The 12,434-nt window shown below is 67.4% G+C and carries 16 protein-coding genes; 6 read left to right on the top strand and 10 right to left on the bottom strand.

Features of this window, described 5'->3' with window-relative positions:
- Positions 1–15: 15 nt before the first annotated feature.
- On the bottom strand, positions 16–939 hold the full coding sequence (locus AC731_RS09905; RefSeq protein WP_048705697.1) for a methyltransferase domain-containing protein: 924 nt from the start codon (positions 937–939) through the stop codon (positions 16–18).
- 63 nt (positions 940–1,002) lie between these two features.
- On the opposite strand from AC731_RS09905, the gene AC731_RS09900 reads away from it, so the two are divergent.
- Both AC731_RS09900 and AC731_RS09895 read left to right on the top strand, forming a co-directional pair.
- Entirely contained in the window at positions 1,003–1,722 is a 720-nt protein-coding gene (locus AC731_RS09900) for a ComF family protein (protein WP_048705695.1), read from the top strand.
- A 53-nt stretch (positions 1,723–1,775) separates the two neighbouring features.
- Entirely contained in the window at positions 1,776–2,240 is a 465-nt protein-coding gene (locus AC731_RS09895; protein ID WP_048705693.1) for a tRNA (cytidine(34)-2'-O)-methyltransferase, read from the top strand.
- Between the two features lie 11 nt (positions 2,241–2,251).
- Here AC731_RS09895 and AC731_RS09890 read toward each other — a convergent pair whose 3' ends face one another.
- From AC731_RS09890 to AC731_RS09865, 6 genes are read right to left on the bottom strand one after another with little or no spacing between them, the layout of a single operon-like run.
- Positions 2,252–3,253, bottom strand: coding sequence for an NAD(P)H-dependent glycerol-3-phosphate dehydrogenase (locus tag AC731_RS09890; RefSeq protein WP_048705692.1), 1,002 nt, complete (start codon positions 3,251–3,253; stop codon positions 2,252–2,254).
- A complete protein-coding gene (locus tag AC731_RS09885) occupies positions 3,241–3,705 on the bottom strand; it encodes an SH3 domain-containing protein (protein WP_048705691.1) in 465 nt (154 codons plus the stop codon). The genes AC731_RS09890 and AC731_RS09885 overlap by 13 nt, the downstream gene beginning before the upstream one ends.
- A gap of 14 nt (positions 3,706–3,719) precedes the next feature.
- Positions 3,720–4,184 (bottom strand): protein-export chaperone SecB, encoded by a 465-nt coding sequence (gene secB, locus AC731_RS09880; RefSeq protein WP_004263050.1) that lies wholly within the window; start codon positions 4,182–4,184, stop codon positions 3,720–3,722.
- Between the two features lie 56 nt (positions 4,185–4,240).
- The gene (grxC, locus tag AC731_RS09875; protein WP_198291537.1) at positions 4,241–4,510 is read right to left on the bottom strand and encodes a glutaredoxin 3; all 270 of its coding nucleotides are present in this window, start codon (positions 4,508–4,510) and stop codon (positions 4,241–4,243) included.
- A 2-nt stretch (positions 4,511–4,512) separates the two neighbouring features.
- The gene (locus tag AC731_RS09870; RefSeq protein WP_004263058.1) at positions 4,513–4,929 is read right to left on the bottom strand and encodes a rhodanese-like domain-containing protein; all 417 of its coding nucleotides are present in this window, start codon (positions 4,927–4,929) and stop codon (positions 4,513–4,515) included.
- A gap of 24 nt (positions 4,930–4,953) precedes the next feature.
- Positions 4,954–5,283 carry an ArsR/SmtB family transcription factor gene (locus tag AC731_RS09865; protein WP_004263063.1) on the bottom strand — a complete coding sequence of 110 codons (330 nt, stop codon included), beginning with the start codon at positions 5,281–5,283 and terminating at the stop codon, positions 4,954–4,956.
- A gap of 131 nt (positions 5,284–5,414) precedes the next feature.
- Between AC731_RS09865 and AC731_RS09860 the strand changes: the two genes are divergently transcribed.
- The 4 genes from AC731_RS09860 to AC731_RS09845 are packed head-to-tail and all read left to right on the top strand — an operon-like array spanning position 5,415 to position 9,458.
- Entirely contained in the window at positions 5,415–6,788 is a 1,374-nt protein-coding gene (locus AC731_RS09860; protein WP_053085814.1) for a murein hydrolase activator EnvC family protein, read from the top strand.
- 46 nt (positions 6,789–6,834) lie between these two features.
- Positions 6,835–8,208 carry a S41 family peptidase gene (locus tag AC731_RS09855; RefSeq protein WP_004291452.1) on the top strand — a complete coding sequence of 458 codons (1,374 nt, stop codon included), beginning with the start codon at positions 6,835–6,837 and terminating at the stop codon, positions 8,206–8,208.
- An 18-nt stretch (positions 8,209–8,226) separates the two neighbouring features.
- A complete protein-coding gene (locus AC731_RS09850; RefSeq protein WP_048705684.1) occupies positions 8,227–8,676 on the top strand; it encodes a hypothetical protein in 450 nt (149 codons plus the stop codon).
- A gap of 26 nt (positions 8,677–8,702) precedes the next feature.
- A complete protein-coding gene (locus AC731_RS09845) occupies positions 8,703–9,458 on the top strand; it encodes a HesA/MoeB/ThiF family protein (RefSeq protein ID WP_048705682.1) in 756 nt (251 codons plus the stop codon).
- Here AC731_RS09845 and ribD read toward each other — a convergent pair.
- From ribD to glyA, 3 genes are read right to left on the bottom strand one after another with little or no spacing between them, the layout of a single operon-like run.
- Entirely contained in the window at positions 9,455–10,549 is a 1,095-nt protein-coding gene (gene ribD, locus AC731_RS09840) for a bifunctional diaminohydroxyphosphoribosylaminopyrimidine deaminase/5-amino-6-(5-phosphoribosylamino)uracil reductase RibD (protein ID WP_048705680.1), read from the bottom strand. The genes AC731_RS09845 and ribD overlap by 4 nt on opposite strands.
- Positions 10,530–11,042 carry a transcriptional regulator NrdR gene (gene nrdR, locus AC731_RS09835; RefSeq protein WP_004291448.1) on the bottom strand — a complete coding sequence of 171 codons (513 nt, stop codon included), beginning with the start codon at positions 11,040–11,042 and terminating at the stop codon, positions 10,530–10,532. The genes ribD and nrdR overlap by 20 nt, the downstream gene beginning before the upstream one ends.
- Positions 11,043–11,102: 60 nt before the next feature.
- Positions 11,103–12,353, bottom strand: coding sequence for a serine hydroxymethyltransferase (gene glyA, locus AC731_RS09830; RefSeq protein ID WP_004291447.1), 1,251 nt, complete (start codon positions 12,351–12,353; stop codon positions 11,103–11,105).
- Positions 12,354–12,434: the final 81 nt, after the last annotated feature.

Genomic DNA, 12,434 nt, shown 5'->3' with positions numbered 1-12,434 from the left:
GCGTGTCGCGGCAGCTCAGCGCGCTGTCGGACGGGGCTGGAAGCGGACGATGCTGCGACCGTCTTCGGTGGTCTTGGGGGCGGCTTTCCATGCGTGACCCTGGATGATTTCCAGCGTGGCCGGCAGGCGGCCATTCTGGCGCAGGGCTTCGTAGGCGGCGCGGGCCTTTGCCCAGCCGGCGCGGCCCGACAGGCCGCGCGGTCGCGTCGAGGCTGCATTGGCCGCGCCGCTTGTGCGCAGGTCGTGCAGCAGGCCGTCGAGGTCGGCGTAGGTCAGTGTCAGGATCTCCATATCCATCACCGGGTCGGAGAAGCCGGCGCCCACCAGCGCATCGCCCAGGTCGTGCATGTCGATGAAGCGATGCACACGTTCGCCGGCGGCGCCCGGCAGACAGGCGCGCAGTTCCTTCAGCGAATCCGGGCCCAGGGTCGAGAACATCAGCAGGCCGCCGACTTCGAGCGTGCGGTGGATCTCCTTCAGTGCGGGCAGGGGATCGTCCAGCGCTGGAAACATCAGGTTGGACCACACCAGCCCGAGGCTGCCGCGAGCCAGGGGCAGGGCATTGGCCGAGGCGACCAGATGAGGCGGCGGCGGGTTGCCGCCCAGCAGGCGGCGCAGCAGGCCGGGCTGGGGTGCTTCGGCCTGCAGGCGCGCACCGGCGCGGGCGACCATCGGCGCGGCGAAGTCGGCTGCCAGCAGCGTGGCCTGTGGAAACCGTTGTGCAAGTCTCGGCAGGTCGGCGCCGGTGCCGCAGCCGAGGTCGAGGATGCGTCGCGGTTCGATGCGGATGTAGTCGAGTCGTTCGTCCATCCGGCGCGAGATCTCTCGCATCACGACATCGGCTTCGTCATAGTGCGAGGCGGCGCGCTCGAAGCGTCGTCGCAGCAGGCGGTGGTCGAGCGAGAAGTGCCCGGCGTCGGACGGCGCGGTCGAATTCATTGTCATTTCCGGCGCGAGGGGCTGTAATTGCGAGGTTCGCATGTTCTGCCAAGGCCGGAAATCTTGTCAAACCTCGCTCGTGACTCCCGCCGCCTGCTGGCCCGCGTCCTCGACGTCCTGATGCCGCAGGATTGTCTGGTCTGCGGCGAGTCTGCCGGGTCCGACGGCCTGTGCGCAGACTGCTGCGACGAGCTGCCACGGCGGCCACCCACCGCCTGTCCGGTCTGCGCACTGCCGGGGCTCAACGGCGGGCCCTGCGCCCAGTGCCTGCGCGAGCCGCCGGATTACGACGCCACACTGGCGCTGTTCGACTATGCATTCCCGGTCGATCGCCTGGTTCATGCGCTGAAGTACGGCCACCAGCTGTCGGTGGCGCGTTACCTGGCCCAGGAGTTGTGCGCCGTCGGCGGCGCGTTCGCCCGTCGCGCGGATCTCCTTGTGCCGATGCCGCTGCATGCGCGGCGACTGGCCGAGCGCGGCTTCAACCAGGCCGTCGAGATTGCGCGACCACTGGCCCGGGTATCCGGTCTGCCGATGGAACTGGCGCGGGTCGCCAAGGTGCGCGACACGCCCGCGCAGGCGACGCTCGACCGCGAGGCGCGGCTGCGCAGTCCGCGCGGGGTGTTCGACTGCGACCTGGCCCTGGCAGGTGCGCGGGTGCTGGTGGTCGATGACGTGATGACGACCGGCGCCACGCTGAGCGCACTCGCGTGCTGCCTGAAGCGCCAGGGCGCCAGCTGGGTCGGCAATCTCGTCGTGGCGCGCACGCCGACGCCGGGCTGAGCTACAGTTGCGGCCTTCGCGCCTGGCCGGCGCAGCCCGAAAGCCTCTGCCCGATGTTCGAAATCGTCCTCTTCCAGCCCGAGATTCCGCCCAACACCGGCAACATCATCCGCCTCGCCGCCAATACCGGTAGCCGGCTCCATCTGATCGAGCCGCTCGGCTTCGATCTGTCCGACAAGCATCTGGCTCGCGCCGGGCTGGATTACCACGACCTGACCTGCGTGACCGTGCATCGCGACTGGGTTGCATGCCAGGAAGTCCTGGCAGGCCGGCGCTTCTTCGCGCTGACGACGCGCGGCTCGCGCCGTCACGACAGCGTGGCCTACCGCGAAGGCGACGTGCTGGTGTTCGGCCCGGAGAGCCGGGGGCTGCCGGCGGAGCTGCTGGCGCAGTTCGCGGCCGACATGCGCATCCGCATCCCGATGCGGCCCACCAACCGCAGCGTCAACCTGTCCAACGCGGTGGCGGTGGTGGTGTATGAAGCCTGGCGCCAGCAGGGCTTTGCCGGGGCCGCTTAGCCGAGCAGGGACTATTCGTGCCGCGGATCGCGCGCGAGCAGGCGCTCGACCGCGCTGCGGGCGTCGAGCCCGTGATGCAGCAGCGCATCGACCGCTTCGCAGATCGGCATCTCGACGCCCTTGCGGCGGGCGAGCGCGACGACTTCGCGCGCCGTGGATACCCCTTCGGCCACGTGGCCGAGATCGCGCAGGATGTCCGCCAGCGTGCTGCCCTTGGCGAGCTCGAGGCCGACGCGACGGTTGCGCGACAGGTCGCCGGTACAGGTCAGGATCAGGTCGCCCATGCCGGTCAGGCCCATCAGCGTTTCGCTGCGGCCGCCGAGTGCGGCGGCAAGGCGGGCGATCTCCGCCAGGCCGCGTGTGATCAGGGCGGCGCGTGCGTTGAGTCCGAAACCCAGACCGTCGGAGACGCCGGCAGCGACCGCCATGACGTTCTTGATCGCGCCACCGATCTCGCAGCCCACCAGGTCGGTGTTGGCGTAGATCCGCAGGCGAGGCTGGTGCAGGGCTGCGACCCAGCGGCTGGCGAAGTGATCGTCGGCCGCGGCGAGCGTGATTGCGGTTGGAAGGCCGCGCGCGACCTCGGCGGCAAAGCTCGGTCCCGTCAGCACGCCGCAGGCCGCGTCGCTGCCGAGTTCTTCGGTGACGATCTCGTGCGGCAGGCGGCCGGTGCCGGCTTCCAGCCCCTTGCATGCCCATAGCAGCGGTGTGCGAGGCTTGAGCCGGTGCAGCTCGCGCACGGTCTCGCGCAGGCCCGCCAACGGTGTCACGACCAGGTGCAGGTCCGCGGACTGGGCGGCGACGGCGAAGTCGGGCTCGAAGACCAGTGTGTCGCTCAGACGCACGTCGGGCAGGTAGCGACGGTTCTCGCGCGTCAGCGCCAGGGTCTGCAGATGCGCCATGTCGCGGGCCCACAGGCGCACGTCGTGCGTGCTGCTGAAGGCCTGTGCCAGCGCCGTGCCCCAGGCGCCGGCGCCGAACACGGCGATGCGCTGGCGGCTTACAGCCCCCATATGTCGCCCGCGCGGATGTAGCCCACCTGGCCGTCGGCATGGCGAACCTTCACCCAGCCGAGGCTCGGCGGTTCGGCCAGCTCGAGCACGACGTTGCGCGCCGCCTCGAAACTGAGCGGCGACTCCTCGCGCGCTTCGCGCCGAACGGCTGCACGTTCCGCGGTGACCAGCACCGTGCGGCGGTTGGCCAGCACCCGGCGCTCGACCCAGTTGAGCGAGCCGCCCGGCTCGCGCACCTTGATCCATTTGTCCAGCGTGACGACGACTTCCACCGGCGTGCCGGTTCGCAGGATGAAGAGGCGCTTGCCCTGCTCGGAGGGCGCGTCGTACATGATCGCGGGTTCGCTCAGCGAGCGGAATTCGATGGCCTGCGCCGTGCCGACCGTTGCGCCGGCGAGTGCGACGAGCATCGTGGCAAGGCGGGGCAGGGCGGGTCGGCGCAGGCGGTTCATGGCGTGAAGCCTCGTCACTGGATCGGCACTTCGCCCGCGGCCTGCTGGGCGACCTGCTGGCGCTGCGACTGGTAGAGCGCCTCGAAGTTGACCGGCGACAGCAGCACCGGCTGGAAGCCCGCGCGCGTGACCGCATCGGACACGGCTTCGCGTGCATAGGGGAAGAGGATGTTCGGGCAGCCGATCATCATCACCGGCTCGAGGTCGGCGTCGGGCACGTTGCGGATCTGGAAGATGCCGGCTTGCGCGACCTCGACGAGGAACAGGGTGCGATCTTCGCCGATCTTGGCCGACACGGTGACGGTCAGCGTGACTTCGAACACGCCGTCATCGACGTTCTGGCCTTCGGTGCGCAGCTGGACGTTGACCTGGGGCGCTTCGCGCTCGAGGAAGATCTGCGGGGCGCCGGGTACCTCGACCGAGAGATCCTTGACGTAGAGTTTTTCGATCGAGAAGACGGGTTGCGCGTTTTCAGACATTGGGTTTGATCCGGTGAAGTGGCGTGAATGAGGCTGGGAGGTTGCGGCGACGGAGCTCAGGCGGAGTCGCCACGCAGCAAGGGGTCGAGCTTGCCGGCGCGGTCGAGGGCGTAGAGATCGTCGCAGCCGCCGACATGGTAGTCGCCGATGAAGATCTGGGGAACCGTGCGACGGCCGGTGAGCTGCATCATGTGGTCGCGCTGGGCCGGGTCGAGGTCGATGCGGATCTTCTCGATGTCGGCGACGCCCTTGCTGAGCAGCAGCTGTTCGGCACGCACGCAGTAGGGGCATACCGCGGTGGCGTACATCCGGATGCGGGGCTGCATGCTCATTTCCGTTTGCGGCTGATGGGCTGGCCAGCCTTTTCCCATTCGGCCATGCCGCCGCGCAGGTTGTAGATCTTCTCGAAACCGGCCTTGCGCAGCTGGGCGCCGGCCGCTGCCGAGCGAGCGCCGCTGGCGCAGCACAGGATCAGCGGATGATTCTTCCACTTCTCCATCTCGGCACTGCGGCGCGAAATGTCGCCCATCGGGATATGGCGTGCGTTGGGCACGTGCCCTTGGGCGTATTCGCCCTGCTCGCGGACGTCGATGACGATCGCGTCCTCGCGGTTGATCAGCAGGGTCGCTTCGACCGGGGAAATCTGGCTCTTGTCACCGCGGCCGCGGATCAGTTCGACCATCAGCCAGCTGCCGCTCGCGGCAGCCAGGGCGGCCCAGTACCAGTTCTGTTGCAGGAATTCCACGACTTGGGGTGCTCCGGTTGGGGGTTAGTTGTCGTCCTTGTCGACGCCGCAGAAGACTTCCCGCATCAGGGAGACAAGCTGCAGCGTGCGGGGGTCGCCCACGCGATAGAAGACGCGGTTCGCATCCTTGCGCGTCTGCAACACGTCCTTGTCCCGCAGGATGGCCAGGTGCTGGGAGATGTTGCTTTGCGAGGTGCCCACCGCATCGACGATGTCCTGCACGCAGACTTCGCCTTCGCCGAGCACGCACAGGATCTTGAGCCGCAAGGGATGGGCGATGGCCTTGAGCGCGCGCGCGGCGGTCTCGATGTGCTCATGCTTGTCGATGAGCGTGAAAATGTCGTCTTTGTTCACGATGGGGCGGGCCGACGTAAAACGCTAGTATAAAATAACGCGTTAGGGTCTTGCGCGGTCCGCGAACGATTGTCGTTTGCTCCCGCCAGCCCGCCCACTCCCCCGCGTCTTTTACTCGGAGCCCGCGCTGCATGAGCCTGGCCGGTCGTCGCTATTTGGCAGCCCTTGTTGTCGGCTGCACGCTGGCGTCGGGCGTCGTGCCGACGGCGGTGCTGGCGCAGGCCGGCGGCGAGATCGCCGACAAGCGCTCCGATCTCGACGATCTGAAGAAGCGCATCCGCGAGTTGCAGCAGGAGATGTCGCGCACCGAGGCGAACCGCTCGGGTGCCGCGAAGGCCGTTGCCGATTCCGAGCGCGAGGTCTCGCGCGCCCAGCGTCGTGCCCTCCAGCTCGAACGTGAGCGCGCCGAGGCCGAAACCCGGCTGGTGGCGCTCGAGCAGGCGCAGCGCGACGTCGAGGGGCGGATTGCCGCGCGGCGCGAGGAGCTGGCCGAATGGCTTCGCCGGCACTACGTGAATGGCGCGGCCGACAGCGTGGCGCCCTTGCTGTCGGCCCGGGATCCCAATCAGCTTGCCCGCGACGCCTATTATCTCGAGCATCTCGGCCGGGCCAGGCTCACCCTGCTCGAGGCGATGCGCGCTGATCTGCGCGACACGGAGCAGCGGGCGCAGGAGATCGTCGCCCGTCGTGATCGTCTCGCGACGCTGGAGGCCGACCAGCGCGCCCAGCGCGCGCAGCTCGAGGCGAGCCTCGTGCAGCGCAAGGATGCGCTCGCCGCCCTGTCCAAGCAGTTGCAGACGCAGAAGCGGGAAGTCGCGACGCTGCGCGAGGACGAGCAGCGTCTAGCGCGCGTGATCGACACGCTGGTCAAGCGTGCGCGCGAGGCCGCGGCGCGGGAGGCGGCACGACGCCAGGCTGAGCAGCGTGCGGCCGAACGCAGGGCCGCCGAGGAACGGGCGGCGGCAGCGCGCGCTGCGGCACAGGCGCAGGCCAGCGCGGGAAGCGCCCCGGCGCCGGCCAGCCGTGCGCCAGCCCCCGCGCCGAAGCGGGTCGAGCCCGTTGTCGGGGAAGTCCGCAACAGTGCCGGCGCGACACCGACCGGCGTGCGCTTCGCCCAGCTCCGCGGCCAGTTGCGCTTTCCCGTACGCGGAGAACTCGTGGGGCGCTTTGGTGCTCCAAGGGCCGAAGGTGGTACGACCTGGAAGGGGGTATTCATCCGGGCTGGCACCGGTGCAGACGTCAGGGCCGTCGCCGGCGGGGAGGTGGTGTATTCCGACTGGCTGCGGGGCTATGGCAACCTGATCATCGTCGACCACGGCGGCGACTATCTTTCGGTGTACGGCAACAACGATGCCCTGCTGAAAGAGGTCGGCGATGCGGTGGCCGGTGGCGACGCCATTGCCAGCGTGGGCACCAGCGGAGGGGGCGGGGAATCGGGTTTATACTTCGAACTCCGCCATCAGGGTCGTCCGCTCGATCCGATGCAGTGGGTGCGACTCAACTAGTTAATCCGGCGCGAAGGGCAAGGGCCGCTTCCCCGATGGAGTTCTCATGCGCAGCAAGCTGAAACAGCTCGGCCTTGTCATGACTGGCGTGTTCGCCGGCGTGATGCTCAGTCTCAATTTCTCCGCCAATGCCGACCGCACGACGCAGGTGCCGCTGCCGGTCGAGGAGTTGCGCGCGTATGCAGACGTGTTCAATGCGATCAAGCAGGGCTACGTAGAGCCGGTCGAGGACAAGAAGCTGATCGTCGATTCGATCAGCGGCATGCTGTCGGGTCTCGATCCGCATTCGGCCTATCTCGACGCCGAGGCCTTCAAGGATCTGCAGGTCGGCACGCAGGGCGAGTTCGGCGGGCTCGGCATCGAAGTCGGCATGGAGGACGGGTTCGTCAAGGTGATCTCGCCGATCGAGGACACGCCCGCCTTCCGCGCCGGCGTCCAGGCGGGTGACCTGATCGTCAAGCTCGACGAAACGCCGGTCAAGGGCATGAGCCTGAACGATGCGGTCAAGCGCATGCGCGGCAAACCCAGGACGGACATCACGCTGACGATCATGCGCAAGGGCGAGAGCCGTCCCATCGTGCTGACCCTGACGCGCGAAGTCATCAAGGTGCAGAGCGTGAAATCCAAGCTCGTCGAGCCGGGCTACGCGTACCTGCGCGTCGCCCAGTTCCAGGAGAACACCGCAGCGGCGGTGGTCGAGCACCTGGGCAAGCTGACGACCGAAGGCCCCTTGTCCGGCCTGGTGCTCGATCTGCGCAATGATCCGGGCGGTCTGCTCCATGGCGCAGTGGGTGTGTCGGCGGCCTTCCTGCCGGCCGGAGAACTGGTCGTGTCGACCGACGGGCGCACCGAGGATGCCAAGCGCGAGTACCGCGCGACCCCCGAGGACTACCTGCGTGGCTCGCGCGACGACTTCCTGCGCCGGCTGCCGGCTGGTGCGAAGGACGTGCCGATGGTGGTGCTGGTCAATGGTGGCTCGGCTTCGGCGTCCGAGATCGTGGCCGGGGCGCTGCAGGACCACAAGCGTGCCGTCGTGATGGGTACGCAGACCTTCGGCAAGGGGTCGGTACAGACCATCCTGCCGCTCAACAACAGTACCGCGATCAAGCTCACGACCGCCCGGTACTACACGCCGAGCGGCCGTTCGATCCAGGCCAAGGGTATCGAGCCGGATATCGTCGTCGAGGAAAGCGCGAATGGCTCCAGCCGCCGTGTGCGCGAGGCCGACCTGCAGGGTCACCTGGGCAACGACAAGGATCCGGATGCCGAGCAGAAGGCGAAGCAGGAAGCAGGGCAGAACAACGGCGACGACGAGGCCGAGCCGGTCCGTTTCGAGCTCGCCAGCAAGGACGATCACCAGCTGATGCAGGCGATCAACCTTCTCAAGGGCCTGCAGATCGTCCAGAATAAAAAGCCATAAGGCGACAAGGGGAACGTGATGCGTCGGGAGACCGCCTACAAGCTGGCAGGCAGGCATCACGACCATCCTGCGCCGGGAACGGGTATCGAGAAGGAGCGGGAGATCCGCTTCAAGCCCTTGCCGCCCGGGCAGGTCGAACGCGCGTGGCTGGCCCTGCGGGTACTGAAGGATCTGCATGTCGAGCGGACTCAGGATCCGCTCTGCCTGCGCGTTCGCTACTCGGTGCTCGACTACTCCCTCGAAACCCTCGAGGACGCGCTGCGTGAAGCGGGCTATGCGCTCGACAACACGCTGTATTCGAAGCTGGTCCGTGCGCTCGTGTACTTCTGTGAAGAGACGCAGCGCCACAACCTGATTTCCCCCGAACGCCTGATCAAGCAGTCGCACGAGGTCTACATCCAGGCCTGGGACCAGCACGCGCATGGCGATCACGATGACACGCCGGTCGATCTGCGCGAATACAAGTAAGCAAGCAAGGCCACGGATCCCTAGCCATGAATGACGACCAGCTGCTGCGCTATAGCCGCCACATCCTGTTGCCCGAGATCGGGGTGGAGGGGCAGGAGGCCATCCTCAATGCGAAGGTGCTCGTGATCGGCGCAGGTGGACTGGGGTCGCCGGTTGCCATGTATCTGGCCGCCGCCGGCGTGGGCAAGCTGGTGATCGCAGACAACGATACGGTCGATCTCACCAACCTGCAGCGCCAGATCATGCATTCGACCGAGATGGTCGGGCACCCCAAGGTCGAGTCGGCACGAGCCAGCCTGCAGCGCATCAACCCGCTTGCCAACGTCGTGCCGCTGCATACGCGGCTCGAGGATGCGGCGCTCGACGAGCAGGTCGCCGCAGCGGATTTGGTGCTCGACTGTTGCGACAATTTCGCAACCCGGCATGCGGTCAATCGTGCCTGCGTGAAGCACCGCAAACCCCTGGTTTCCGGGGCCGCTATCCGCTTCGATGGGCAGGTGTCGGTGTTCGACATGCGCGATCCGGAGGCGGCCTGCTATCACTGCCTGTTCCCCGAAGGCGAGGACATCGAGGAGGTGCGCTGCGCCGTGATGGGCGTGTTTTCTCCCATTGTCGGCATGATCGGGACGACGCAGGCAGCAGAGGCGCTCAAGCTGATCGTCGGTTGCGGAACGCCGCTCACGGGGCGCTTGCTGCTGCTCGATGGCCTGGCGATGGAGTGGCGCAGCGTCGGCTTCGGGCGCGACCCCGGTTGCGCCGTCTGTGGTTCGACGCAGCGTTAGGCGCGGGGCAGGCGGGCGATCAGGCGGATGTCGCGTCCGACCTGGCGGACGTCGCGCAACTCCAGCTGGGGTGCATCTTCCAGCCTGCTGAGTGCGGCCAGGTTGAAAAGGCCGTGGGCCGCGTCGCCAACCAGCATCGGCGCCAGGTAGAGGAGCAGCTCGTCCACGCAGCCCTCGCGCAGCAGGGAGCCGTTGAGCTTGAAGCCCGCCTCGGCGTGGATCTCGTTGAGTCCGAGGGCCCCCAGTTCGCTCATCAGCCGGGGTAGGTCGACCTTGCCTGCCGGGTTGGGCAACACGATCAGGCGGTGGCCGGCGGCCGACAGTTCGGCAAGGCGAGCGGGGTTCTCGCTGGCGGTGGCGATCAGGATCGGTTCGCCCTGCAGGATGCGGGCGGTGGGCGACACGTCCAGCCGGGCGTCGATCAGGATGCGCAGCGGCTGGCGCTCGCAGGGCACGTCGCGCACCGTCAGTTGGGGGTCGTCTTCCTTGACCGTGCCGATGCCGGTTAGTACCGCGCAGGCGCGGGCGCGCCAGGTGTGGCCATCGCGTCGTGCCTGGGGGCCGGTGATCCACTGGCTGACGCCATTCTGCAGCGCCGTCTTGCCATCGAGGGTGGTCGCGGCCTTCAGGCGCAGCCACGGGCGGCCCCGTGTCATGCGGGCCACGAAGCCGATGTTCAGTTCGCGCGCGTCGTCCTCCAGCAGGCCGTGCTCGGTCACAATGCCGGCTGCACGCAGGCGTGCCAGGCCGCGGCCGGCGACGAGCGGGTTGGGGTCTTCCATGGCGACGACGACGCGTGAGACGCCTGCATCGATCAGTGCGTCTGCGCACGGCGGGGTGCGACCGAAATGGGAGCAGGGCTCGAGCGTGACGTAGGCGGTGGCGCCCCGTGCGGCCTCGCCGGCCTGGCGGATGGCATGGACTTCGGCGTGGGCCTCGCCCGCTCGCCGATGCCAGCCTTCGCCGACCGTGACGCCGTCGCGAACGAGCACGCAGCCCACGCGCGGATTTGGCGCGGTGGTGTTCAGACCCAGGGCGGCGAGCTGTAGCGCGCGCGCCATGGCAGCATGGTCAGCTGCCGAAAAGGTCATGTTCGGGATCCGGACCGGCCTTGCCGGTCTTGCTGCGGCGCGGACGCGCCTGCACTTCGCGGATGACCTCGGAGAACTCGTCCACGTCGGCGAAGTTGCGATAGACGGATGCGAAGCGGATGTAGGCGACCTTGTCGAGCTTCTTGAGCTCCTTCATCACCAGTTCGCCGATCTTTTCGCTCGGCACCTCCTGCTCGCCCATCGACAGCAGGCGCGCCTCGATGCGGTCCACCGCAGCGTCGATGTCCTCGATCGTCACCGGGCGCTTGCGCAGCGCCAGCTTCATGCTGCCGGCGAGCTTGGCGTGGTCGAACTCGGTGCGATTGCCGTTACGCTTGACGATGTGCGGCATCTTGAGATCGATGCGCTCGTAGGTGGTGAAGCGCTTGTCGCACTTCACGCAGCGACGACGGCGCCTGACGACGTCGCCGTCCTCGTTCTCGCGTGTGTCGGTGACCTGGGTGTTGGGGTCAGCGCAGAAGGGGCATTTCATGGCCGGAAGCTCGTGGCGGGCAGGGGGTGTGCCGGACGGGCACTCCCCCTGCCGCGCGGCTTACTTGCCGTAGACCGGGAACTTCGCGCACAGACTGGCCACCTGGCCACGCACGCGCTCGATCACCGCCTGGTCTTCCGGTGCGTCGAGCACGTCGGCGATCAGGTGGGCGATCTTCTCGGCCTCGATCTCGGTGAAGCCACGGGTGGTCATCGCCGGCGAGCCGATGCGGATGCCCGAGGTGGTGAATGGCTTTTCCGGGTCGTTCGGGATCGAGTTCTTGTTCACCGTGATGTGGGCGCTGCCCAGCACGGCTTCGGCGGCCTTGCCGGTGATCTTCTTGTTGCGCAGGTCGACCAGGAAGACGTGGCTCTCGGTGCGGCCGGAAACGATGCGCAGGCCGCGCTCCTCCGACAGCACGCGGGCCATCACGCGGGCGTTGGCGATCACCTGTTCCTGGTAGTTGCGGAACTCGGGCGTGGCGGCTTCCTTGAAGGCCACTGCCTTGGCGGCGATCACGTGCATCAGCGGGCCGCCCTGCAGGCCGGGGAAAATGGCCGAGTTGAGGGCCTTCTCGTGCTCGGCCTTCATCAGGATGATGCCGCCGCGCGGGCCTCGCAGGGTCTTGTGGGTGGTCGAGGTGACGACGTCGGCGTGCGGTACCGGGTTGGGGTAGAAGCCCGCGGCGATCAGGCCGGCGTAGTGCGCCATGTCGACCCAGAAGATCGCGCCGACTTCCTTGGCAATCTTGGCGAAGCGCTCGAAATCGATGCGCAGTGCGTAGGCCGAGGCGCCGGCGATGATGATCTTCGGCTTGTGCTCGCGTGCGAGGCGCTCCATCGCGTCGTAATCGATCTCTTCCTTTTCGTTGAGACCGTAGGCGACGACGTTGAACCATTTGCCCGACATGTTCAGCGGCATGCCATGGGTAAGGTGGCCGCCTTCGGCCAGGCTCATGCCCATGATGGTGTCGCCCGGCTTGGCGAAGGCCATCAGCACGGCCTGGTTGGCCTGCGAGCCGGAGTTCGGCTGCACGTTCGCGGCTTCGGCGCCGAACAGCGTCTTCAGGCGCTCGATGGCCAGCTGTTCTGCGACGTCGACGTGCTCGCAACCACCGTAGTAGCGCTTGCCGGGATAGCCCTCGGCGTACTTGTTGGTGAGTTGGGAGCCCTGGGCTTCCATCACCGCGTGGGAAACGTAGTTTTCGGAGGCGATCAGTTCGATGTGGTCTTCCTGGCGCTTGTTTTCGGCCTGGATGGCGGACCACAGCTCGGGATCGACTTTGGCGAGGGTGTCTTGCGAGGAGAACATGGCTTGCCCGTCTGAAATGGGAAAGGGGGAATCGATTGATTCGAGCGCCGGATTCTAGCACGCGGCGGTGCACGAAAAAGC

Source organism: Thauera humireducens, from assembly GCF_001051995.2.
GTDB lineage: Bacteria > Pseudomonadota > Gammaproteobacteria > Burkholderiales > Rhodocyclaceae > Thauera > Thauera humireducens.
The sequence above is the reverse complement of the archived record's forward strand: the minus strand, read 5'-3'. Positions and strand labels throughout refer to the sequence as shown.